The sequence below is a fragment of the Ureibacillus massiliensis 4400831 = CIP 108448 = CCUG 49529 genome, from assembly GCF_000772965.1.
GTDB lineage: Bacteria > Bacillota > Bacilli > Bacillales_A > Planococcaceae > Ureibacillus > Ureibacillus massiliensis.
Genome location: NZ_JPVQ01000010.1, coordinates 1 through 25,723, shown reverse-complemented (window position 1 = coordinate 25,723; position 25,723 = coordinate 1). Strand labels below are relative to the sequence as shown.

Below are 25,723 nucleotides of genomic sequence, written 5' to 3'. Positions count from 1 at the left end.
TATTCAATCACCCTTTACTCACGTTATGTCCTCCAAAGGAATTCCTTAAAGCTGAAACAATTTTTCCACTAAAGGTCTCTTCTTCAAGAGAACGATTTCTCATCATTAAGGATAAATAAGTAACAGGCATAGGCGATTGTAGTTTAATAGACTCTTCTATAAGCCACTTTACTTCACCAGAAGCATGCATTTTACTAGAAACATTTTCAAGACGATCCTCATTTTTAAATGCATCTACTAGCAACTCCATTAACCAACTACGAATTACAGAGCCATTATTCCAAGTTTTTGCAACCTCGTGATAATCAAAATGGAACTCACTTTTCTCAAGTAATTCAAATCCTTCAGCAATGGATTGCATCATCCCATACTCAATTCCATTGTGTACCATCTTTAAAAAGTGCCCACTTCCTGCTTCACCCGTGTATAACAATCCATCAAGAGAACATAGGCTACTTAATACAGGTTGCACCTGGTCAAATACTTTTTTACTTCCACCAACCATCGCACATAAACCGTTACGGGCTCCACTTAATCCACCACTTGTCCCCATATCCAAAAAATGAATTCCTTTACTTTCAAACTTTAGAGACCATTGTTTCGCTTTTTCAAAATGTGAATTACCACCTTCGATTACAATGCTAGCAGTTGGTAAATTATTTAAAAGTAGCGCTAAAACTTGATCTGTAACTTCACCCGGAGGAACGAATAAAAAAATAACATCTCCTTGTTCAATCTCATAAAAAAGAGATTCAGAACTTGTAAACCAACGAAACGAATCTGATAAAAATATTTTATCTTGATTTAAATTTTCTTTAATTGATTGATCGATATCAAATCCAAATACTTCGTGGCCTTTTTCTAATGCATTTAGGGCCAAGTTCTTCCCCATACGACCAAAACCATATATTACAATTCTCAATATCCCCATCCTTTCAGAGGAAGTTACCTATCGTTTTATAATATAAAACGCCATTCTTATATTATGAAAGAATGTTGGTCAATTTCCTCTATATTACAAAGTCATGTTTGTTCTAAAATATTTGCCATCAAATCCTCCTATCAAAAATTTTCAAACCTTAAACAGAATATATTGTTATTTTTTCCAGTAGTCAATACAAAATTTAGAATTTTCAAATATCAATTCTTAAAAATTACTAAACCAAGTCTATGAACATAGCAGTATAAAAATATCTTTATGTGGCTTATAAAAAGAATATTCTATTCTTTCAGAGTTTTGACAAAATCGTTTAGGTATAAATTATTACCAGATTTCGGGTATTAATCGTCTCGATGAGACGCTTTCATCTCGTTTTATGCAGCTTCCCATGTCCAAGTGGCAAGCTTTTTTAAATTTATAGCAGCAAAAGTAAGCATCGCCTGCATGGACAATTTTTTTAAGCCCCGTAGGGTTGTCCAACGCATACCATGCTTTTCTTTAGCATCGGCAAAGACACGTTCAATTGTTTCTTTGCGTTTTGCATATATCTCTTTTACTTCAAAATGATGACGCAGATGTTCCGCTTCCTCTAAGTACCCTTCTCAAATGTGGGTTGAATCAGCTTTATATGATTCTTATTTTCTGTACATTGTGATATGAAAGGACAATTCGTACAAACCGTTGGATTGGATTTGTATTGGCGATAACCTTCCTTAGTTGTCGTAGTGTACTTTAGTAGCTGATTATTTGGGCAGATTGGTCCTTTGGTACAAGTTGTTCAATAGCTAGCATTTCAAACTGTTCACGTCCATTAATTTGATTTTAAATCGACAATTTCTTACTTTGTATTGTAAATAGAAAAAGACTGTAGAAAATCTCAAATTTTTGAGTTTGTCTACAGTCAGAAAAAATATTCTATTCTTTACATATAATATAAACAAAACACAACCCAATCGATGGTTAGTGCTACTAGTGTTAAGTGTCGTGTCTAATTATTAATTATTCAAATGAATTGAATATAGGCTTCTTTACTTCTTTTCAACGAATCTACTATTTCTTTTCCACTCTCATCCCACTGTATCATGCGATAATATGCATCATGATAAAAAATAAATTTATAACCATTCGCAAGAGCTTCCTTCATTAATCTTTCTTTTGCAAATACACTCGTCATTGGATAATCATCATAAGCCAATACCCATAATGGATTTTGGTGTGCATGTGTCGGCATAATGTCCGCCATATGCAGCAACGTTTCTCCGTTTTGAGTAAATTTTATAATAGCATGTCCATTACTATGTCCGCCTGTATGAATCATTTCAAGTCCTGGCGCGACTACAATAGAATCGTTAAAGGTTTCAACTTGATGTTGAACAGGCTCCCAATTTTCTTTCCAGTAGGTATTACGGGAACGAATATTAGGATTTCTCATTTCATCCCACTCGATTTCCGTAGTATAAATTTTTGCGTTTGGAAAAGTAGGAACTAACACATCCCCTTCCCAACGAGTTAATCCACCAGCATGATCGAAATGAAGATGTGTCATTAATATAAAATCAATATCCTCTGCACTCAAATTTAATTTTTCTAAGCTTTGTAAAATGCTAGATTCTTCAGTAACGCCAAAATTACGTAGCTGTTTTTCTGTTAGTTTATTAAAACCAACACCGCTATCAATTAGATAGTTTTTCCCTTCATACTGAATTAAAATTGGTTCACATGCACATTCAATTTGATTTTTGTCATTGACAGGATACTTCTTTGACCATAAAGGTTTTGGCACAACACCAAACATAGCTCCACCATCTAAACTAGTGACTCCCCCATCTAACCATGTTAATGTCATGTCATGAAATTTTAATGTGTCCATCCATTTCTCCCCTTTACTATTATTCCTTGCAAAACACATGTTTTTGCAAGTTGCACAACAATATACTTTTATCTATTTAGAAATAAATTGTGCTTCCAATCTGTAAATGGGTTGCCCCTTTTGCGAAAACTTCTCTTCATACTCAGTCATAATATTGTCCTCTGGCATATTTACGTGTAAATCAAGAGAAACATATTTCAATAACATACCATAATGCGACATACTAACGAGTGAATACTCAAATAGACCTCTATTATCAGTTTTAAAGTGTACTTCACCATTATCAATTAATATGGATTCATAAAGCTTTAAGAATCCTTCATGAGTTAGACGGCGTTTTTCATGTCGAGTTTTCGGCCATGGATCTGAGAAGTTTAAATAAACTCGACTAATGTCGCCTTTCGTAAAATATTTCGCTAAATCTGCACCATTCACTTTTAATAATCTGAGATTTTTAGGTGAGTTTGCATCTAGTACCTTTTCTAGCGCACTAACAATTACACTATCATAAAGTTCAATACCAATATAATTAATATCAGGATGAGCAAGTGCCATTCCAGTAATAAATTGACCTTTCCCCATACCAACTTCAATGTGTAATGGATTGTCATTTCCAAATAGTTCATTCCATATTCCTTTATATTCTTCTGGATTTGGTATAATGACTTCTGGATGGGCATTAATAAATTCCTGTGCCCATGGTTTATTTCTTAATCTCACTTTATTTCCTCATTTCATTGATGTACATTAATTTTATTTCATTATAACTTAAATTGCTATTTTTTACGTATTTTATCTATCTGTTCCTTTTATTAAAACCCCATTTTTAAAACGCTTGGTAGTTTATAAAGTCCGATTATAAGATGTCGTTTCAACATGATTTAAAATAGTTTTTGCTGCAAGTATTTGCATATGTTTCATTGGGGAAGTTGATTGTTTTAAATGTTGCATCCAGTTTTCATATTCCCTTTTATCAACGAATTGGACATTAAATACATTCCCAGGATAATCAAAATAACCATTACGAGAAAGTAAGATTTTTCGTATAGGCATATCAACATCTTGAAGATGGAATAGTTGCGAAATGATGGCTTCCATTCGATTTAGCTGAATAAGTGGATTTAACACTTTTTTCTCTGTATCCCCTACTTTTTTCATCCAAAAACGTTCCCGTTCACTATTGCCAATGTAAACTGCTAAATTCTCATGCTCCACCATCGTGATACATAGACATTCTAATGGTGTTAAAATGATAATGTCTAATTCAACAGGTGCTTTTTTCACTTTAATGATTGGATAATATAAAACTAAATAATTATCAGGTAAGCTTTGCAATATTGTTCGCAAAAATCCCTCTCTTAAATACTTCGGATCAACATAAGATTTTTCTCTTAATGTGGAGCTAGCCCATTTTATTTGAAAATGGAAAAATTGATCAAGGAAGATTTTTTTTAATTCCTCCGTCGTTTGTGGTCTATAGATGATAGTTGGCTCAAAATATAACGTTGTTTCATCATCAATAAGCTCTTCTTCTATTGGTAAGTTTTCCTCATTATTTTCAGTAATATCTACCATTTCTTCTTTATTTGAGTTACGTTTTTTTGAAAATAATTTTTTAAAGATGGTTTCTTTAGGTTTTTGTTCCTGTTCTGATTCTTCAACTTGCCCCCAGCTTGGAACGTTATTTACTGTATCTCCAGTCTCCCAATCACTTTTCATACGATTCCATCCATTTTTTTTCATACGAATAAACTGGGCTGGATATCGATTTAAATCTATTTGATAGCGTGAAATATAATCTTGAAGCTTAATTAATTGAGCCATTAAAACACTCCTTGAAGCAATAAATTCTCATGTTTCATTTTACATGAGCTTTCAAAAAAAAAATAGAGGATAGCTCGCTTTGTAAACAAGCTATCCCTACGATATTTTACCTAATTTATACTTGAAGTGATTTTGGGATTTTTGTTTCAAACTGTGCTTGCAGTTTACGAGTCCAATCTCCAATAACACCTTCATTTATTTCGCTTCCATCAATGTCAATAACTGGTGTCACTTCGGAAGTAGTTGAAGAAACAAACACTTCATCCATCTCTAGTAATTCCGTTTTTGTAAAGGCCTCTTCTTTTACAGGCAGTCCGATTTCTTCAGCGCATTGTAATACAACTTCGCGCGTAATCCCCTTTAAAATGAAATTATTTGCAGGATGTGTATATAAAACACCGTCTTTAATGCCAAATACATTCGTAGATGAACCTTCTGTTATTGTTTCACCGCGATGCAAGATTGCCTCATAGCAACCTTTTTCATGTGCTTCTTGTTTTGCAAGAACTGCGCCTAACAAATTTAATGATTTAATATCACAGCGTAACCATCGAACATCCTCTACTAAAGTTACTTTTACACCATGTTCAAAATTATGAAGTGGACGCTCAGCTTCTTTTGTATAAGCTGTAATAACTGGCTTTACTGTATCAGCAGGAAAATTATGAATTCTCGGTGCAGCACCGCGTGTAATTTGGAAATATACATGCCCTGTACTTACATTATTTACTTCAACTAATTCATGAAGCAATTTGTGACATTTATCTTTTGTAAATGGGATTGTAATACGTATTTTTTCTGCACTTAAGTAAAGACGGTCAATATGTTCATCGACAGTAAACATTTCACCATTGTATACTTTGATTACCTCATAAACTCCGTCTCCAAATTGATAACCGCGGTCTTCTTTATCAATTACAACTTCATTACTATCAACGATTTGATCATTCCATAAAGTATAACTCATCATCAATCATCCCTTTTCTTTTATTCACCAGCTAATGCAACAATTGTCTCAGCATAAATAGCTGCTGCCTTCACCAAATTTTCCACATCGACATATTCATCCGCCTGATGAGCGACATCGATTTCTCCAGGGAAAAGCATCCCAAATGCAACACCTTTCTTCATCGTTCTGGCATAAGTACCCCCACCAGTTGATAAAGGTTTACGATTATCTCCTGTATACTTACGGTAAACTGCAAGTAACGTTTGAACAAAGTCATCTTCTTCGCTCACATAATGTGGTGCAGAATTAGAAAGTAAGTCTAATGTAAATGAAAATTTAGCAGCTTCTAATTGAGCTTTTGTAAACTTTTCATCAAAAGGATATGTAACTGCATAACGCATGCTCACTTGAATTGTTCCACCATTTTTTTGATCGAAGGAAACTATTCCAGGATTTAAAGTGGTTTCACCAGAAACTTGATCAGCGTAGTTTAAACCGATTGCCGTTCCATAATGATCCTTCCCGAAGATTTTTACAATAAAATCGACATACTTTTTACCAGTACCAATTTGAATATAGTTTACTAAAAACTTACTTAATAAGACCGCAGCATTGAGACCTTTTTCAGGCTCCATTGCATGTGAAGATTTGCCCGTTAGCTTTAATATAAATTGATTACCTTCTTTTATTATATTACCACTTGTATTATTTTCCGCTATAAATTTTTTAAAATTTCGAACGATATCCGGAAGTACATTTTGAACGACTGCTTCAGCTACATCTGGAACCATATTCGTTCTTTTTCCTGCATGAAAGGATATTAATTGTTCATCGTCTTGCATATGATTTATTAAAGTAAACTCTAAAGTGGCAATACCTTTTTCAGCATTAATAAGTGGAAAATCTGCATCTGGAGCAAATCCAATAGTCGGCATCTCTTCTTTTTCGAAATATCGATCGACACAACGAAAACCACTTTCTTCATCCGTTCCAATAATCATTCGCACTCGTTTATTTAGTTTGATGCCAGCATCCTTTACCATTTTTAGTGCAAGTAAGCTAGCTATAGTCGGTCCTTTGTCATCAATTGCTCCACGACCATAAAGTTTTCCATCAACCACTTCACCTTTAAAAGGAGGATATGTCCAACCACTTCCTGCTGGGACAACATCTACATGACATAAAATGCCAAGTAGTTCTTCTCCTTGTCCCATTTCAATATGACCTGCAACATTATCTATAATTTTAATAGAAAATCCATATTCATTCCCTTTATTTAACATCCATTTTAAAGCGTCAAATGGTCCTTTTCCAAAGGGAGTATTCTCACTAGCATTCCTTTCATCTAGAACGCTTTCTATTTGAATTAACTGTTGACATTCTGTAATTAATTCTTCTTTTCTCGACATTGCAATTTTTAACCAATCCATCTATTACACCTCAAATTTCTATTAACATTATTTTACTATTTACTTGATAAAAAACAATAAAATCCTTTTAAAATAAGGTATTTATTTATTTTCAACATTCGTTAAATAGTATAAACATTGTAAATTTTATAATATTTTTATTTGAATTATGGAAATTTTAATAGTTTACTGCTATAATGACCTTGTCGATAAGTAATTTAGACAAATAATTCTGAAAAAGGGGATGTCTAAGGCAGAAATTTAAAGCCTGTGCACCTCAAGCACATATTGTCGTCCGCTAGTCTTTGCCATGAGAATTAAGATCGAAGGAGTGGTTCTTTAATGAAACCAACTACTGATAGAATGCTTAATCGTATTAAAGACGTGTACATGTTTATCCTTGATAAAGGAGTTGTGTCTACACAGGATTTAGTCGAAGAGTTCAACATCACTCCTCGCACCATTCAAAGAGATTTGAATGTGTTAGCCTTCAATGACTTGGTAACAAGCCCAAGTAGAGGCAAATGGACAACGACGAAGAAGAAAGTAAAGCTAACATCTTAGAAATAAAGAATTTAAGTACGACTTGTACGAATTCCAACATAAAAAAAGAATGACCTTTCGTCGGGGTCATTCTTTTCTATTTTTATTGATTATTTTTTAAAGCATCTAACTCTTTTTCTGTTAATTCGCGATATTCTCCTAGACTTAGACTTTCATCGAGTTTTAAGCTTCCCATTGAAAGTCTTTTTAAATAAGTTACTTTTTTATTTCGAGCTTCAAACATTCGTTTTACTTGATGGAACTTCCCTTCTTGAATCGTTAGTTCAATTTCAGATTGAGGACCAGATTTTAATATTTTCAGTTCCCCAGGTTTTGTCACATATCCATCGTCTAACTCGACACCTTCTAAAAATGCCGCCTTATCCTCTTCTGTTACAACACCATCGATTATCGCATAGTAGGTCTTTGGCACATGCTTTTTAGGTGACAGTAAATTATGTGAAAGCTGACCATCGTTTGTAATGAGTAGTAGCCCTTCAGTATCTTTATCAAGTCTACCCACTGGAAATGGGCTAAAATGCTGAGCAAGAGGATCGAGTAAATCAATGACCGTTTGATCAAATAAATCTTCCGTAGCTGAAATAACACCCGGTGGCTTATTCATCATAATATAAATATACTCCGTATACTGAACTGTTTCACCATAAACGGAAACGTCTTGTTTATTTGGATCTACATGCATACTTGCATCCTTTACAATTTCTCCATCTACCGAAACAGCTTTTTGCTTCAATAACTGCTTTACTTCTTTTCGGGATCCAAACCCCATATTTGCCAATAATTTATCTAAACGCATGTAGTCAATTCTCCTACCTTAAACCAAATTTACTTGCAAATTTTGTAATTCGTTCACCTAACATTTTTTGCGCTAAACCTAGCTTAAATGATAAGAAGCCGTATACTGCAATACCTACACCAACACAAATTATAGATATAAGCATGGCCGATAATTTGCTATCAACTGGTCCCATAATCGCTATTAGCAATTTTTGTGTTATAAATACTGCTAACGTCATAATAAGAGTCAAAATAACAATTAATAAAATTCTTCGTTTAACCATTGTAGACTGATAATTAAGTACTTTCTTCAAAACGATTATATTGATTAAAATGGACACGCCATAACCAATTGCAGTTGCTAAAATAGCTCCATCTGCTTGCATTACCTTTATTAAAGGTGTATTTAGCATTAGCTTGACTAAAATACCAGTTAATAAACTGAAAATAATCCATTTTTGATAATCAATACCTTGAAGTAATGCAGCTGTTACTTGGAATAATGCAAATAAAACTGCTACCGGTGCATAATGAGCTAAAATATTTGCTCCCATTTCACTTTCTGAATACAGCATGAAATAAATTTCGTTTGCTAATACAGATATGCCTAGAGCTGCAGGTAGTGTGATGAAAAATAAAATTTGATAGGATTTATCCATCGCATTTCGTAACTGACCATAATCCCCTTGTGTAAAATATTTCGTTATCGTCGGAATTAAAGCCAACGACAAGCTTGTCGCCAGCATTACGGGAATAATTACAACTTTATGAGTTGTAAAATTGATCATCATGAAATATATATCCGATACTTGAGACATACCAATTGAGTTCATCGCACTATTAAAAGTTAACAAATCGACTAGCTGGAATAACGGGTTTGCCATCCCAACAAATATGATTGGCAACGAATAAGTTAATACTTCTTTATAAATTTCAGTCATTTGCAACTTTGAAGTTGGGTTTAGACTTTGATCACGCAATAAACTAAACTCTGATCTATATTTTTTCCAATAAAACCCTAGTATTAATAATCCACCCACGCCCCCGATAAAGGCAGCGAATACTGAAAGTGAAATAGCCGTTTCAGGATTCCCTTGGAAAACAACGACTATTAAATACGATCCTAAAAGTAAGAAAACAATACGTACAATTTGTTCTACTAATTGGGAAACAGCAGTTGGTTGCATTTTATTATATCCTTGGAAAAATCCACGACATAAGCTCATAAATGGTACAACAATCAATGCATAGCTAACCCAACGAATAACCGATGCCACTTGTTCAACAGAAAATGCTTGGTCTTCACTGCTTATAACAATTTCCGCAATAGGTGTAGCAAGTAAATTTAATACTAAGAAAGAGGCAAAACCTGTAATAGTCATTACGACTAGTCCAGATTTCATTAACTTATAACCTGATTCATAATCACCCATTGTATTATATTTGGAAACAAACTTTGAAACAGCAAGTGGTAGACCCGATATAGCAACACTCAGCATAATTGAGTACGGTATATATGCATATTGATATAACGCAATATTATCTTCTCCGATGATTGCGTAAAATGGAAATATGTAAACTAACCCAAGAACCTTCGATAAAAACATTCCAATTGTTAATATCGCTGTGCCTTTCATTAAAGAGGACATGCAATCCATCCAATCTATAATAGGTTGTAAAACAATCAGTAGATTATTTTGTGGCTTTCCTTGCAATAAATGTTCATTGATAAAAACCTACTGCAAAATACAGCACATCCAAGATAAGCCAGCCTTCAAAAAAATAGTATATTTAACGCTTTATGTAATTAATCTCTATTTCATCATTATAGTTAATAAGTAACAAATCTTCATTAAAAAAGAAGCACTATCTCAAAAGTGAATAGTTTAGCTTTTGAGATAGGCCTTTTTTTAGTCTGTTATTTTTTTACTATGCTACATTTATTTCGTCCACGAAGAAACGTTTATACCATACTAAAAATACATATACAGTCCAGATATATCTTGCACGGTTTGCTTCACCTGTATAATGTTCATCTAAATACCCTACTAATTGATTCACATCGAAAAATTCACTTGTAAAGTCTGCTTTGAACATTTCTTTTACAAGATTATAGTACTTTTCTTCACGTAACCAGTGACGAATAGGTACAGGGAATCCTAATTTTTTACGTTTTGCCCACTCTTCAGGTAATTCTTCGTTTGCTGCTAGCCTTAACGCATACTTTGTATCGATTTCGTTCACTCGATATTTTGATGGAATATTTTTCGCTAATTCCATTACTTCTTTATCTAAAAATGGTACACGTAATTCTAAGGAATGAGCCATACTCATACGGTCAGCTTTTAATAAAATATCTCCTGGCATCCAAAGATTTAAATCTAAGTATTGCATTTTTGATACATCATCTTGACCTTGTACTTCATCGTAAATACCTTTTGTAATCGAGCGCACTGTTGGACCATTACGATATTCAGGTGTTAATACATTATAAGCATCCTCTTCATCCCATACGACTGCTTCACCGATAAATCGTTCCTCAACAGTTTCTCCTCCTTTTATGAGGAAGTGAGTTACTTTATTTTTCGGCATTTTTTCTGCAACCTTACGAATAGCTTTTCGTAAACCGAATGGCACTTTTTCATAAGTTTCCATTTTCTTAGAATTTTGATACCAAGCATAGCCGCCAAAGATTTCGTCAGCACCCTCACCAGATAATACAACTGTTACATCTTTACTTGCTAATTCACAAAGGAAGTAAAGAGGTACACTTGAAGGGTTTGATTGCGGTTCATCCATATGATATTGAATCGTCGGTAGCGCCTCGAAGCATTCTTCAGCAGAAATATATTTGCTTTCATTTTGAATTCCTAAAATATCACATAATTCTTTAGAATGTGTCGTTTCGTTAAACATTGCTTCGTAGTCTTTAAATCCTACTGAGAATGTTTTATTCGGTTTCATAAGAGCTGTTACATAACTTGAGTCTACTCCTCCAGATAAAAACGCTCCTACTTTTACATCACTAATTTGATGGGCATTAACAGATTCTTTCATTGTTTCACGAATTTCTTTTACATAATGCTCAATTGTATTTTCTTTAGCATGGAATTTTTTATCCCAATATTGCTTCATTGTGATATTTCCATCTTTAATGATCATGTAGTGTGCTGGTGGTAATTTATAAACACCTTTAAAGAAAGTTTCATTCATTGATGAGTATTGGAATGTTAAATAAGGACGTAGTGCATCTTTATTTAATTCTTTAATAAATGAAGGGTGTGGTAAAAACGATTTGATTTCTGAACCAAAAATAAACGTATTATCTGTTGTATTGTTTGTATAGTAAAGTGGTTTAATACCAAAACCATCTCTAGCTATTAACATTTGGTCTTTTTTCTTATCCCATATGCAAAATGCGAACATTCCGCGTAGTTGTTTTACAAACTCTTCACCGTATTCAATATATCCATAAATTAGTACTTCACTATCTGATTTTGTTTTAAATTGATGACCTTTTGATATTAAATCTTCACGTAATTCTTGGAAATTATAAATCTCTCCATTAAACACAAGGACTATATTTCCATCATCACTGTATAGGGGCTGATTGGCAACATCAGATAAATCAATAATACTTAAACGTCTGAAGCCTAAAGTCACTTTCTCATCTGTATGTATACCACCACTATCTGGTCCTCTATGAATAATTGTATCCATCATAGTTTCAATTGTTTTATAATGATCTAATTCATTTGTTCCGTTAATATAGCCAATAAATCCGCACATATTTTTCACCTCGTGCCTAAAAATGCAATACATAAACATCATACCATGAATATTAATTTGTATGATACAGTAGTTACGATAAATGATTATAAATCTTTTCTAGGGAAGATTCAATGAATCATACTATCGGTCGATGATTATTTTTGATATTATAATAGTTTTTAATACTTCATATTTATACTATCTCCAATCTTTTAACATTTTATAATTTGGAAATAATCAAATTATAGACTCTTCTTATGATGATTCGTTTTAATAATTTTGATATACAAGAACTCCTTGACTTTCCATTGGTATGAAGGAAAAATTCTTACTAGGAGCTTTTCACAAACAATCCAAATACAAGAGTTTACTTACAAATAAAAATAAGAAAGAGTGTTCTTTTTATGTATGACGTAATTATTATTGGTGGGGGTCCCTCAGGTTTAATGGCGGCCATTGCTGCTGGTGAACAAAAACAGAAAGTATTATTATTGGAAAAAGGAAACAAGCTCGGTAAAAAGCTTGCGATTTCAGGTGGCGGTCGCTGTAATGTCACAAATCGATTATCCGTTGAAGAAATTGTAAAGCATATTCCCGGAAACGGTCGATTTTTATATAGCCCATTTACAGTTTTCAATAATGAGGACATTATTGAGTTCTTTGAGGGACTTGGTGTTCCATTAAAGGAAGAGGATCATGGTCGAATGTTTCCAAAGTCTAACCGTGCTCAAGATGTGGTAGATGCTCTTATTCAAGAGTTAAAAAGACTGAAGGTTGAAATTAGACTTAATACAGCGGTCAATAAATTATTAATGGATGATGAAAAAATATTAGGTGTAAGACTGCAAAATGATGAGGAAATCCGCGCAAATGCAATCGTCGTTGCAGTTGGTGGTAAAGCAGTTCCTCAAACAGGCTCCACTGGGGATGGGTATCCATGGGCAGAGCGAGCTGGACACACTGTCACTGAACTTTATCCAACAGAGGTACCCGTTACATCAAAAGAACCCTTTATCCAATCTCGACTGTTACAAGGACTAGCTTTACGTGATGTAGCGGTATCCGTTTTAAATAAAAAAGGAAAACCGATTATCACTCATCAAATGGACATGCTGTTCACTCATTTCGGGTTGAGTGGTCCTGCTATATTAAGATGCAGTCAATTTATCGTAAAGGAATTAAAGAAAAATAGTGGGTACCCAGTACAAGTAAAAATCCACACTTTAACGGATTATAACGAAGAATCCTGCTATCAATTTTTAATTAAATTACTAAAAGAAGAGCCAAAAAAAGCGGTGAAAAATGTATGGAAAAACATAGCGCCAGAAAGATGGCTGTTATTTTTACTTGAGCGAGCTCAAATCGATCCTTCTCTTACGTTTAATGATATTTCTCAAGATAAAATACGAAGCATTGCCCATGAATTAATTAGTTTTACAATGGAAGTACATGGAACATTACCTTTAGAAAAAGCTTTTGTTACAGGGGGAGGTATTTCCATTAAAGAAATCGAGCCAAAAACGATGGCTTCCAAAATTAAAAAAGGTTTATACTTTTGCGGAGAAATTTTAGATATCCACGGCTATACTGGTGGTTATAATATAACCTCTGCTTTAGTTACAGGTCGGATTGCAGGTATGAGCGCAGGACAATCCTCATAAAGAAAGGCTATAAAACGCTGATACGTTTTATAGCCTTTTTTATACCTAATATTTATCTTTGTTTTTTTATTTCACAACGATATTAACAAGCTTGCCTGGTACTGCAATCACTTTAACGATTTGTTTGCCATCTGTAAATTCTTTTACTTTTTCGTCTTCTAAAGCTACTTTTTCTAATTGCTCTTTCGAAGCTTCTTTTGCAATTTTCACTTTTGAACGCACTTTACCATTTACTTGTACGACAACTTCTATTTCATCATCCACAAGTTTAGACTCGTCGAATGAAGGCCATTGTTCATAAGTGATGGAATTAGTGTGACCTAATAGCTCCCATAGCTCTTCTCCAAGATGTGGGGCAATCGGTGCTAACAATTTTACAAATCCTTCAGCATATTCAGTTGGAATCACTTCCGCTTTATAGCAATCATTGATGAATACCATCATTTGTGAAATAGCTGTATTGAAACGTAGATGTTCATAATCATCTGTCACTTTTTTCACTGTTTGATGATACACTTTTTCAAGAGTTGTATCTGAAACATTTTGAATTTTTTCAGATAGTGCCCCTTCATCTGTTGCAAACAAACGCCAAATACGATCTAAGAATCGGCGTGCTCCGTCAAGACCATTTGTTGACCAAGCAACAGAAGCATCAAGAGGACCCATGAACATTTCATATAAGCGAAGTGTATCTGCACCGTGACTTCTTACAATATCATCAGGGTTTACAACATTCCCTTTTGATTTAGACATTTTTTCATTACCTTCACCAAGAATCATTCCTTGATTAAATAATTTTTGGAATGGTTCTTTCGTTGGTACTACGCCTAAATCGTAAAGTACTTTATGCCAGAAACGAGCGTATAACAAGTGAAGAACTGCGTGTTCTGCACCACCAATATAAATATCAACAGGCAACCATCGTTTAAGTAATTCTGGGTCTGCTAATTTTTCTGTGTTGTGTGGATCGATATAGCGTAAGAAATACCAGCTAGATCCAGCCCATTGTGGCATCGTATTTGTTTCACGACGTCCTTTTTTACCTGTAACCGGATCAACTACATTTACCCATTCATCTATATTTGCTAATGGTGATTCACCTGTACCAGATGGACGGATGTTTGTTGTTTTTGGTAGTTCTAATGGTAATTCACTTTCAGGAACAGTTGTCATTGTGCCATCTTCCCAGTGAATGACTGGAATTGGTTCACCCCAATAACGTTGGCGAGAAAATAACCAGTCGCGCAGTCGATATGAAATTTTCTTCTCACCTACACCGTTTTCTTCAAGCCACGCAATTGCTTTTTGGATTCCGTCAGCTTTGTTTAGCCCGTTTAAGAAATCAGAGTTAATATGTGCTCCGTCACCAGTGAAGGCTTCTTTTTCAATATCTCCACCTTCAAGAACTGGAATGATTTCTAAACCAAATTCTTTTGCGAACTCGTAGTCACGTTCGTCATGTGCAGGAACTGCCATAATAGCACCCGTACCGTATGAAGCTAATACATAGTCTGCAATCCAAATAGGAATTTGTTTTCCGTTAATTGGATTCACTGCATAAGCACCAGTGAAGACACCTGTTTTTTCTTTCGCTAAATCTGTACGTTCAAGGTCAGATTTCATTTTTACTTTTTCTAAATAAGCTTCTACTACCTCGCGTTGTTCGCCAGTCGTAATTTCATCTACTAATTTATGCTCTGGAGCTAATACACAGTAAGTTGCACCAAATAGTGTATCTGGACGTGTTGTAAACACTTCAAATTCTTTATTAGTACCACTAACAGTAAATTTTACTTGAGCACCTTCAGAGCGACCGATCCAGTTTCTTTGCATATCTTTAATAGATTCTGGCCATTCAACATCTTCTAAATCGTCTAGTAAACGATCAGCATATTTTGTAATACGTAATACCCATTGGCGCATTGGACGTCGCTCAACTGGGTGACCACCACGCTCGGATTTACCATCAATTACTTCCTCATTAGCAAGAACTGTTCCTAATGCCGGGCACCAGTTCACAGGAATTTCATCTACATAGGCTAAATCCATTTCCACTAACTTCGTGAAAATCCATTGAGTCCATTTATAATAGCCTGGATCTGTTGTATTGATTTCACGATCCCAGTCATATGAAAAACCAAGCTCTTGGATTTGACGTTTAAATGTCTCGATATTTTTAGCGGTAAATTCTGCTGGATCATTTCCTGTATCTAATGCATATTGTTCTGCTGGTAAACCGAAAGCATCCCAACCCATTGGATGTAATACATCGAATCCTTGCATTCGTTTATAGCGTGATAGAATATCTGTTGCTGTATAGCCTTCTGGGTGACCAACGTGTAACCCTGCACCTGAAGGATATGGGAACATATCTAAAGCATAAAATTTAGGCTTCGATGGGTCATCTAATGTTTTAAATGTTTTTTGTTCTGCCCAAATTGTTTGCCACTTTTTTTCAATTTGTTGATGATTAAAACTCATTAAACTTCCTCCTTAAAATTTACAAAAGCTATATTTTGGATGTTACATGTAAGTACTGGAGAATTGCTACTATGTAGTAGATTATCCTATTAACGGATAAATTAACAAAATATTTCAAAAAATAAAAAAACTCGTCACCTTCCTAGACAGAAAGGGACGAGAGATACTTTTACTCCCGCGGTACCACCCAAATTAGTGACGCGCACTCAACTCATTTCCTTAACGCGGTTGACGGTTTTAGCTACGTTCTTCGCTAAAACAGACTCAAAGGCGAGTTCAATTTCTACACTTACTAACTTGCACCACCCGCTAGCTCTCTATAAAGCTTTGAAACCTACTATTCCTTCTCACAGTCGCACATATTATTAATGAATTCATTTTAATGTAAATATTCAAAAAGTACAAGTGTTAAAGTTAGATTAGAAAGTGCTTGCTCAACTAATTATAATATACAATTCCGCCATTTTAAAACCAATAGATTTACAAGATTAAATATACTAAATCCAAAAAATCCAATCTACATTAAAAAATGGACTTTTCTCTTTTTGCCCCCACCCTCTAATTCTTCCTACATCAAACTAGGCAAGAATAGTATTATCTCTGGGAAGAATAAGAAAATTAGTAATATAACAAAATCCGCTATAATAAATGGAATGGAGCCTTTTAATATTTCAGAGTATTTACTTCCTTTTACAGCGCCTTGTATCATAAAAATACTTAGTCCAAAAGGTGGTGTTACAAGTGAGATTTCTGCTAAAAATACAACGATGACACCAAACCAAATTGGGTCAAAACCTAAATCTATTACAGCCGGTAAAATAATAGGAATTGTTAAAAACATGGCTGAAAGCATATCAATAAACATTCCAAGGAAAATATACAAAAGACAAATGCCGAACATAATGATCATTGGTGGTACATCTAAGCCTGTTAAAAATGTCGAAACTGCATTAGGTATTTGCGATATTCCTAAAAAATATCCAAATAAAAATGAAGATACAACAATTAAAAAAACAGTTGCGGTAGTTTTTATTGACTCTAAAACTGATTTTTTAAAACCGTCAAAAGTTAGCTTTTTAGAAAAAATCGTAATGATTAAAGCTAATAGAGCACCAATTGCTCCTGCTTCAGTTGGTGTAAAATAGCCTAAATATAAACCAACCATTATAGCTCCAATAAGAATGGCAATACCCCAAATTCCTTTTAAAGATTTTACCTTTTCCTTTAATGTATACCTCTCACTTTTTACTGCCCAGCTAGGATTTCTTTTTAATAGTATAAAAACGGTGACAATATAGCCAATTGCTATAATAATTCCTGGCACAATTCCAGCTATTAATAGTTTTCCTACAGATTGCTCAGCTAAAATTGCATAAATTATCATTAACATGCTAGGTGGAATCATTTGAGCTAACGGTCCTGCCGAAGCTACGATTCCATAGGCAAGTCTTCTATTTACACCTAATCGTTCCATCTCAGGTACAGTAATTTTAGCCAATGTTGCAGTAGAGGCTGGACCTGATCCATTTGCAGCACCAAACGCTGCACCACCTACAATCGTTGCGTAGCAAATGCCGCCATGCACCCGGTCGAACCATTTATTAATCGAAGAAAACATGTCTGTCGCTAACTGCCCATAGTATACAAAATAGCCCATTAATATAAACAGTGGAATGACTGTAAAAGTATAGTTTGCAACGGTTGAAAACGGGACCATCCCCATTAGCTTTAAAGTAGGCTCAATACCACTAATCAACCAGTAACCAATGAACCCAACTGCCCCCATTGCAATGGCAACAGGCACTCTTAACATTAGTAACGCAACGACTATGGCGATTCCAATAAAACCAATTGTTATCGTACTCAATAATTTCCCCCCTCGATTTCGAGGAACTTAATTAGAACTCTCTGTTTCTATATTCTTACTTTTATCGAAAATTAAAATTATTAGGTCCATTAAAAATCTTAAACAAAGAACAGTCATTGCTAGAAATACAATTAAACGACCTGGCCAAAATGGAATAGAGATTAGCCCCATTGCTGTTTCACCTGTTTGAAAGGATTCAATGAATTTCCAAAAGCCTTGATAAGCAAAAATAGAAGTTAAACCTATTCCTAATAAGTAAATTAGTATGTCAGTGATTTTTATTACTATTTTCGGTAAACGATCATTGAATATATCAACACTAATATGCTCTTTATCTGCTTGCACCAAGGAGATTCCCAATAAAGTAACCCCAACCATTAATTGACCAGCTATTTCAAAAATACCTGGGATACTAAAATTCACAAACTTTCGTAAAATCGATTCCATACTAATTACAATCATTAGTACGATCAATAAGGCGCCGCCTAAATACATTAACCAAAGTTCAAGCTTCTTCTGGAATTTGAGAAATGTATTCATCTATTTATACCTCCTCAACCTTGACCTCCATTAGCTTGGAATTCTTCGTCGTATTTTTCAATTAATTCTCTAAAACGATTTAAAATTTCTTGTGCTGGTTTATCGGATCGTTCTTCTACCCACTTTTTCCACACATTTTCTTCTGCAATTCTTTGTAATTCTGCTAGGTCTTCATCTGAAACTTCGTTAATTTTAACACCTGCATCTAAGTATTTTTGTTTCGCTTCTGCTTCACCTTCTGTTTGATATATACGGTGGAAGTCCACAGCATTTTGAATTGCGGCTTCTTTAAATACTTCCTTTAAATCATCAGGAAGTTGATTGTATTTATCTGTGTTCATTCCAAAGAGCCCACCTTGACTTCCAATCGGTAGCTCCCAAACACTACCTGCAATTTCATGAATACCATATGTTGACGAGGATGTGTAACCTAATAGTCCTCCATCGACCGCGCCTCTCTCCATCGCCTCAAAGCTTTCTGGCATTGTCACACCGACTGCTACAGCACCAAACGCTTCTGCCAAAAGCGCTTGTGATCCAGAAGCTATTACTTTTAAATTGTTTAAATCATCAAAACTATCTACATCTGTTTTTGAAATGATGTGATAAGATGGCAATGCCCATCCCCCGAGAATCGAGATATTTCTTTCTTCAAATTCTGAACGTAATTCTGGGTACTCTTCATATAAATCCATTAATGCACGTGTTCCCGTCCATTGATCCTTCCACAATGCAGGAAGTGATTCAATAGTACCTAATGGGTTGGCTGCTGGTGTGTAGCTTGGAACAACCGCTGCCACATCAGCTATTCCTGCACTAACCGCATCAGCTACATCTGCTGGTTTTACTAAAGCATCTCCATAATAACGTTCAAATGTGATCCGTCCATTTGACTTTTCTTCTACTAAATCTAAAAATGCATCAAAACCTTTTGATAATGAAGCTGTTTTAGGAGATTGAATTGTCGATTTTAAGACGAAAGTCTGTTCTGAACCGTTTGCATCGCTTTCTCCTGTCATTCCGTTATTGGCTTCATCAGAACTGTTAGTCGTTGTTTGACTATTCCCGCAAGCAGCCAAAACTATAATAGAGATAATTGTCATTAAAACCATAAACCATTTTTTCAAATGCTTATCCCCTTTCATTCACACGAATTTGATTTCGTAAAACACCTAGACCTTCAACCTCTAATTCAATAATGTCTCCATCTTTCAAAAACTTCCCTAACTCTAATCCGCATCCTCTACCTACTGTTCCTGAGCCAAGAATATCACCGGGTACTAATGGTTCTGATTGTGAAACATATTCGATAATGTCTTCAAAAGTACGATACATGGTAGATGTGCTTCCTTGACTCCAAACTTCTCCATTTACTCGAGCAGTCATCGATAGATTGTAAACGTTTTCAATTTCATCAACTGTTACTAAGTATGGTCCCATAGCAGTACAAAAATCTTTTCCTTTCGCCGGGCCTAAACGACCTTCCATTTCGCTTAGCTGCGTATCTCTAGCAGTAAAATCGTTATAGATTAGAAATCCAGCAATATAGTTGGAAGCCTCACTAGCTGTTACATTTTCGGCTCTTTTCCCAATTACACAAGCAAACTCTAATTCGTAATCTCTAACTTTTGAATAGGATGGCCATACACATTCTTCTTCTGTGCCAATGATTGTTGATGCTACGGTTTTATAATAGATTGGTCTTTCATACCATACTTTTGGAACAGTTCCTCCTAACGAAACCGTCCCGTCTTTTGAGTCATCCACTGAAATTGATGCATTTAATGAATTACGAAAATGTTCTTCAAAAGATAAAAAATCACGTATTGTAGGAGGATTTTTAATTGGTGCATGTATTTTAATTTCATCATTACTGTAAATAATCTTTTCATAATCGTTAGATGGTGACGTTTCTTTGGAAAATTCAACAGCTTTTTTTGCTGCTTCCATTGAATATGTGCCGCCTTCTAAAAATTTCGTCATATCATTTGGTATTAATGTATTAGCGATATCAAACACTCGATTTTGATCCACATCTGTACATTCTCGTAGATAGGTTCTATAACTTGCCGCTAAGTCTACAAATTGATTATCTACGAATGCTCCAAGTGTTTCAGAAAATGGATAACTATTTTTCACTGAAAATGAACATAATTTCAATACTTTTCCCCCTAATCTTCTATAATGGCAACTGGACGAACCCAACCAGCACTCGCTTTATAAATAGAAATCGGAATACAAACGACTTTAAAACCGAACGGTGGTAATTTATCAAGATTTGCCATTTTTTCAATTTGGCAATATTCTTTATACATGCCAACTCGATGCGCTTCCCAAATGACACTTGGATCTTGTGTTTCTTTAAATTTCTCAGCAATCATTGCAAAAGGAATGTCAAATCCCATCGCATCAGTCCCAATAATCTTAATCCCTTTATCTATTAAATAATGGGTTGCTTCTGCACTCATTCCTGGAAATTCCGAATAATATTCAGCAGTCCCTAACTTTTTATCTGCGTCGAATCGAAGGAATACAATATCCCCCTTTTTCAATTCATAATTTACTTTTTCTAAATAATTGTCGATATCCTCGATGCTCACCGTTTGACCTGGCTTCATATGCGTAAAATCAAAGACAAAACCATCTCCGAAAAACCACTCTAATGGTAATTCATCAATTGTACGAGCAGGCTTACCATCAGTGGTTGGATAATAATGATAAGGTGCATCAAGATGTGTACCTGAATGGGTTGTTAAAGATACAGATTCAGACGCCCAGCCATAGCCGTTTGGTAAATCCTTTTCTTCGCAGCCTAAAGCTTTTGTTATTTGTGGAACGGATTTTAAATGATCTTGATATTCAATTTCAGCAGTTAACACTTTATTAATCGGATCTTTTAATTCCTCAGGATTTGGATTTTTTAACGTAACGGATAAATCAATAATTCTCATTTTAAATTCCCCCTTTAAATTAAATATCTAATAATTTCCTCAAGTCTTTTCCGTACTTATTAATCGCCTCTTCATTCAAGTCATCTATTAGTCTATTAATATAAATGTCGTGTCGTATGTAATTTAATGTAGTATGAACAACTGCTAGATTACTTGTAAACACTGCATAAGTGTTTGTTTGGTCAAATTGACAATTCCCTACCTTCTCCTCATCAACAACGATATTAAATTCTCTTTTATGTCTTTCTCGCACAATATCCAAATCAAAATGGATTGAATTTTTCCAATCAAACGATTCCGACGGCTCGTCAAACATTAAAGAAACAATTTTTACGTTTCGTAGCTGGGCTTCTTTTAGGTCTTCATATAAAATCGAAACTATTTCATTCCAACCACATAAATAAATGGATGTTTTACTTTTTTGAATAAATTTTCTGACCGTATCAATGGCGATTTCATAATCAGTAATTTGGTAGAGTTCCTTCACAACTAAATTATTGATTGGATGATTTTGAACATTTTTTAATTCTGTTTTTAGTAGCGTTAAATTCTCTAAAAAGTCTGTAGAATATCTATCAATTATTTTCCGATAAGGGACGGGTGTATACATGACTCTTGTATTACTTCTCCCTTCTCCATAAACAATTGATATAAACTCCTTTTCAACCATTTTCTTTAAACAGCTATAAACCTTCGCACCAGGTACCCCTGATAAATTGGCGATCATGTTCCCATTCAATGGACTTTGTTTTAAAAGTGCGAGATAAATTCTAGATTCATATTCAGTAAAATCTAATTTTCTTAAGGCGTTAATAATCGTTTCGTATGTTTCAATTTTGAAATCCCCCCTTTTCAAATCCAGTGTATGAAAGCGCTTTTAAACTTATGTCACTACCTTGGTTGTAAAATGATAAAATATGCATTTTTTAAGTTATTTGATTGCGTTACACAACCCTTCTTCTTATTAATATCTAAGGAGCACTAATAGAAACACTAAAAACAAAAGCGTCGCACAAACATTATTTGTGCAACGCTTTATAAATTTTATAAAATTAGTTGGATTGTTTGAATGCCTGGCACTATTTTAAAGGGCGATCATAAAGTAAGCATGGAATAATAGCTATAATAAAAATTAAACAAAGTACCCATACTAATATTTCCATATTAAATTGATCGACCATGATCCCTCCGAAAAACGGGCCAATCATACGACCAATCGACCCTGCACTTGTAACGATTCCCTGATACATTCCTTCTAAACCTTTTGGTGATAGGCGACTTGCAATCGCTGGAATTGCTGGCCAAACTAATATTTCACCTAATGTGATAATAACCATAGCTACAGCAAATATCGTGAAACTTTCTGCAAATTGAATGACAACAAATGATAGCATCATAATAATGACACCAATAACTAATTGTTTTTTTATTTTATGTTCATACCGATTTAATATAGGGCTAACCAATGGCTGAATCGTAATAATTATTAAGCCATTAATCGTCCACAATAGACCATACTCCTGTAAACTAATTCCTAATCCTTGCATATGAGTAGACATTGTTGATGCCCATTGTGAATAAGCAATCGTTGCTAACAAAAAGACAGAGGATACAATTAACAACGAATAAAATGTTGCTTTATCTTTTCTTTTTCCATTTTCATTATCCTTAACTAAATCTTCTCTCTCTTCTTTTTTTCTTGAAAGGGTATGAGTCTCTAAATTTCGATAACCGAAAAATGCAATCATAAAAAAGATGATGTACATTGCTAAATTGGACATGAAAATATAAGTAAAACTAAATTGGGCTATAGGACCTGCTAATGCTGGGCCAATTGCGACACCGACATTTTGAGCAATATACATCGTATTAAAGCCTCTTCTACCACCTTCTGGCCAAAGCATCCCTACCATCGCAAACATGGATGGAAAGACAATTCCACTACCAAATCCCATAATGGTTAAAAAGATGACATAATGTGGCCAACCATGCCAGAAAGTTAAACCTGTTAAAGCTAAAGTAGTGATTCCAATCCCCAACATGATGGATTTATAACCACCGATTCTATCAAATAAATACCCGCCTATTAAACTGCCTAATACCCCTGCACCTGAATTAATCAATAAAATCAAACCAGCAACTGTCAAAGACTGCCCTAAATGATCATGCATGTAAATTGTATTAATAGGCCAAATTAGTGAGCTACCAATATTATTTACGAGCATACCAATAACTAAAAGCCAAATACTTTTAGGCATGTTTTTTTCCTCCGTTATCACATCTCAACTCAATAATCATATTACGCCAAAAAATAATAGTATTCTTCTTTACCCAAAAGAACAAGAGAAAGTTTATTAATCACGCGTTATTAATTGTATTAAATTTTTAGAATAGTTTGTGTGCCAGAACCATAACAGAAGCCGTACCTAGCACCATAGGAGATCACGTGATAAAATGATTATTTAGAGGAGTGAAATAAATGTCAGAACAAAATTTTCCCTTTCCATCAGATGGAAAGCGTTATTATACATGGAATCGATATTTACGAGATACATTTGGACATAAAGTATATAAGGTAGCGCTTGATGCTGGATTTGATTGTCCAAATAGAGATGGAACTGTTGCATTTGGTGGCTGTACTTTCTGTAGTGCTGCAGGTAGTGGAGATTTCGCGGGTGATCGTGTAGATCCAATACCGGTACAATTCGAAAAGATTAAATCAAAAATGCAAGAAAAGTGGAAAGACGGTAAGACGATGGCCTATTTCCAAGCTTATACAAATACCCATGCCCCACTTCCTGTTCTAAAGGAAAAATTCGAGGCAGCTTTAGCTTGTGAAGGTGTAATGGGATTAAGTATTGCTACAAGACCTGATTGTTTACCAGATGATGTGGTAGAATATTTGGCCGAATTAAATGAACGGACTTATTTATGGGTTGAGCTTGGTCTTCAAACTGTTCATGAAAAAACAGCAAATTTAATCAATCGCGCCCATGATTATGCAACTTATGTGGAAGGTGTTGAAAAACTCCGAAAGCACGGTATTCGTGTTTGCACGCACATTATTAATGGACTTCCATTGGAAGATTACGACATGATGATGGAAACAGCTCGTGAAGTAGCAAAGCTTGATGTTCAAGGTATTAAAATTCACTTACTTCATCTATTAAAAGGTACACCACTTGTAAAGCAATATGAAAAAGGTATGCTTGAATTTCTGGAAAAGGATCAGTACATTCAACTTGTTGCAGATCAATTAGAAATCATACCACCTGAAATGATTGTTCACCGTATTACAGGTGACGGTCCGATTGATTTAATGATTGGACCAATGTGGAGCGTGAATAAATGGGAAGTGTTAAATGGCATTGATGCTGAGCTCAAACGACGAGGAAGCTGGCAAGGAAAACATTATCAAGTAGAAGTGAAGAAATAATGAAGCTACAAAGAGTATTACAATACGCACAATTCTTACTTTCTAAAGTCATCGAAGAGGGAGACATTGCCGTTGATGCAACAGCTGGCAATGGACATGATACATTATTTTTAGCTAAGTTAGTTGGAAAAACTGGTCATGTGTACGCCTTTGATATACAACAAGAAGCGATTGAAGCCACAAAAGTTCGTTTAAAGGAGCATGGTTTAAGTGACCGCTCAACCGTTATTTTAGATGGGCATCAACATGTTGAAAATTATGTAAAAGATAAAATAGCTGGAGCAGTTTTTAACTTAGGCTATTTACCTGGAGCGAATCATGACATTATTACAAAGGGTGAAACAACCATCCAAGCAATTGATAGCTTATTAGGGCTATTAAAAGTAGGTGGCATGATGGTACTTGTTATTTATCACGGTCATGAAGGTGGAAAAGAAGAACGTAATGCAGTGATTGAATATGTAAGTGAGTTACCACAAAAACATGTTCATGTCCTTCGATATGAATTTATTAATCAGAAAAACGATCCACCATTTATTATCGCTTTAGAGAAAGTAAAAGAGTTTCCAATATGAACATCCTATAAAATCAGGAACTTATATGTGTTCGATTTTTAAAAATTGTGCATTCAAAGAATCGAGTAGAGGGAAAATAAGTTAACTAATTTTCGCCCCTCTCACAAC

The 25,723-nt window shown here is 34.6% G+C and carries 21 protein-coding genes, 1 pseudogene and 1 other annotated feature; of the genes and pseudogenes, 4 read left to right on the top strand and 18 right to left on the bottom strand.

Going from position 1 to position 25,723, the window contains the following annotated elements:
- Positions 1-7 precede the first annotated feature (7 nt).
- From gnd to pepV, 7 genes and pseudogenes are all read right to left on the bottom strand, one after another.
- Complete coding sequence (gene gnd, locus CD30_RS07325; RefSeq protein ID WP_408056745.1) at positions 8-931, bottom strand: phosphogluconate dehydrogenase (NAD(+)-dependent, decarboxylating); 924 nt, start codon at positions 929-931, stop codon at positions 8-10.
- A 383-nt stretch (positions 932-1,314) separates the two neighbouring features.
- Positions 1,315-1,697 (bottom strand): annotated as a pseudogene (locus CD30_RS20065) (transposase); the annotation flags it as partial.
- 246 nt (positions 1,698-1,943) lie between these two features.
- Positions 1,944-2,810: a YtnP family quorum-quenching lactonase gene (locus CD30_RS07320; protein WP_036174679.1), complete on the bottom strand. Its 867-nt coding sequence runs from the start codon at positions 2,808-2,810 to the stop codon at positions 1,944-1,946.
- Between the two features lie 72 nt (positions 2,811-2,882).
- Positions 2,883-3,530 carry a tRNA (guanosine(46)-N7)-methyltransferase TrmB gene (gene trmB, locus CD30_RS07315; protein ID WP_036174676.1) on the bottom strand — a complete coding sequence of 216 codons (648 nt, stop codon included), beginning with the start codon at positions 3,528-3,530 and terminating at the stop codon, positions 2,883-2,885.
- 123 nt (positions 3,531-3,653) lie between these two features.
- Positions 3,654-4,634 carry a nuclease-related domain-containing protein gene (locus tag CD30_RS07310; protein WP_036174673.1) on the bottom strand — a complete coding sequence of 327 codons (981 nt, stop codon included), beginning with the start codon at positions 4,632-4,634 and terminating at the stop codon, positions 3,654-3,656.
- Positions 4,635-4,749: 115 nt separating this feature from the next.
- A complete protein-coding gene (dat, locus tag CD30_RS07305) occupies positions 4,750-5,601 on the bottom strand; it encodes a D-amino-acid transaminase (RefSeq protein WP_036174670.1) in 852 nt (283 codons plus the stop codon).
- 20 nt (positions 5,602-5,621) lie between these two features.
- Positions 5,622-7,013: a dipeptidase PepV gene (gene pepV / locus CD30_RS07300; RefSeq protein WP_036174666.1), complete on the bottom strand. Its 1,392-nt coding sequence runs from the start codon at positions 7,011-7,013 to the stop codon at positions 5,622-5,624.
- Positions 7,014-7,334: 321 nt separating this feature from the next.
- Here pepV and CD30_RS07295 point away from each other — a divergent pair, with 321 nt between their 5' ends.
- Positions 7,335-7,556 carry a DeoR family transcriptional regulator gene (locus CD30_RS07295; protein ID WP_036174663.1) on the top strand — a complete coding sequence of 74 codons (222 nt, stop codon included), beginning with the start codon at positions 7,335-7,337 and terminating at the stop codon, positions 7,554-7,556.
- A gap of 82 nt (positions 7,557-7,638) precedes the next feature.
- Here the strand turns inward: CD30_RS07295 and CD30_RS07290 are convergent, their stop codons facing one another.
- From CD30_RS07290 to asnB, 3 genes are all read right to left on the bottom strand, one after another.
- Entirely contained in the window at positions 7,639-8,352 is a 714-nt protein-coding gene (locus CD30_RS07290) for a pseudouridine synthase (protein WP_036174660.1), read from the bottom strand.
- Between the two features lie 13 nt (positions 8,353-8,365).
- Positions 8,366-9,982, bottom strand: coding sequence for a putative polysaccharide biosynthesis protein (locus tag CD30_RS07285; RefSeq protein WP_036174657.1), 1,617 nt, complete (start codon positions 9,980-9,982; stop codon positions 8,366-8,368).
- A gap of 280 nt (positions 9,983-10,262) precedes the next feature.
- Positions 10,263-12,122, bottom strand: coding sequence for an asparagine synthase (glutamine-hydrolyzing) (gene asnB / locus CD30_RS07280; RefSeq protein WP_036174655.1), 1,860 nt, complete (start codon positions 12,120-12,122; stop codon positions 10,263-10,265).
- Between the two features lie 386 nt (positions 12,123-12,508).
- Here asnB and CD30_RS07275 point away from each other — a divergent pair, with 386 nt between their 5' ends.
- Positions 12,509-13,765 carry a BaiN/RdsA family NAD(P)/FAD-dependent oxidoreductase gene (locus CD30_RS07275; RefSeq protein ID WP_036174652.1) on the top strand — a complete coding sequence of 419 codons (1,257 nt, stop codon included), beginning with the start codon at positions 12,509-12,511 and terminating at the stop codon, positions 13,763-13,765.
- A 66-nt stretch (positions 13,766-13,831) separates the two neighbouring features.
- On the opposite strand, the gene leuS is transcribed toward CD30_RS07275, so the two are convergent.
- The 8 genes from leuS to CD30_RS07235 form a co-directional block, all read right to left on the bottom strand.
- A complete protein-coding gene (leuS, locus tag CD30_RS07270; RefSeq protein WP_036174649.1) occupies positions 13,832-16,246 on the bottom strand; it encodes a leucine--tRNA ligase in 2,415 nt (804 codons plus the stop codon).
- Between the two features lie 149 nt (positions 16,247-16,395).
- Positions 16,396-16,606 (bottom strand) — a binding site (T-box leader).
- A gap of 208 nt (positions 16,607-16,814) precedes the next feature.
- On the bottom strand, positions 16,815-18,113 hold the full coding sequence (locus tag CD30_RS07265; protein ID WP_084077709.1) for a TRAP transporter large permease: 1,299 nt from the start codon (positions 18,111-18,113) through the stop codon (positions 16,815-16,817).
- A 27-nt stretch (positions 18,114-18,140) separates the two neighbouring features.
- On the bottom strand, positions 18,141-18,653 hold the full coding sequence (locus CD30_RS07260; RefSeq protein ID WP_036174646.1) for a TRAP transporter small permease: 513 nt from the start codon (positions 18,651-18,653) through the stop codon (positions 18,141-18,143).
- Between the two features lie 14 nt (positions 18,654-18,667).
- Complete coding sequence (locus CD30_RS07255; RefSeq protein ID WP_036174643.1) at positions 18,668-19,780, bottom strand: TRAP transporter substrate-binding protein; 1,113 nt, start codon at positions 19,778-19,780, stop codon at positions 18,668-18,670.
- 4 nt (positions 19,781-19,784) lie between these two features.
- The gene (locus CD30_RS07250) at positions 19,785-20,813 is read right to left on the bottom strand and encodes a fumarylacetoacetate hydrolase family protein (RefSeq protein WP_036174640.1); all 1,029 of its coding nucleotides are present in this window, start codon (positions 20,811-20,813) and stop codon (positions 19,785-19,787) included.
- An 11-nt stretch (positions 20,814-20,824) separates the two neighbouring features.
- The gene (locus CD30_RS07245) at positions 20,825-21,604 is read right to left on the bottom strand and encodes a cyclase family protein (RefSeq protein WP_036174637.1); all 780 of its coding nucleotides are present in this window, start codon (positions 21,602-21,604) and stop codon (positions 20,825-20,827) included.
- Positions 21,605-21,623: 19 nt separating this feature from the next.
- Entirely contained in the window at positions 21,624-22,460 is an 837-nt protein-coding gene (locus CD30_RS07240) for a TrmB family transcriptional regulator (RefSeq protein WP_036174634.1), read from the bottom strand.
- A 223-nt stretch (positions 22,461-22,683) separates the two neighbouring features.
- Positions 22,684-23,862 (bottom strand): MDR family MFS transporter, encoded by a 1,179-nt coding sequence (locus tag CD30_RS07235; RefSeq protein WP_036174631.1) that lies wholly within the window; start codon positions 23,860-23,862, stop codon positions 22,684-22,686.
- A 221-nt stretch (positions 23,863-24,083) separates the two neighbouring features.
- On the opposite strand from CD30_RS07235, the gene mnmL reads away from it, so the two are divergent.
- Together mnmL and mnmM are read left to right on the top strand one after the other, a co-directional pair.
- Entirely contained in the window at positions 24,084-25,040 is a 957-nt protein-coding gene (mnmL, locus tag CD30_RS07230) for a tRNA modification radical SAM protein MnmL/YtqA (RefSeq protein ID WP_036174628.1), read from the top strand.
- Entirely contained in the window at positions 25,040-25,615 is a 576-nt protein-coding gene (gene mnmM, locus CD30_RS07225) for a tRNA 5-(aminomethyl)-2-thiouridylate-methyltransferase MnmM (protein WP_036174625.1), read from the top strand. Before mnmL ends, mnmM begins: the two co-directional genes overlap by 1 nt.
- The last annotated feature ends 108 nt before the right edge of the window (positions 25,616-25,723 follow it).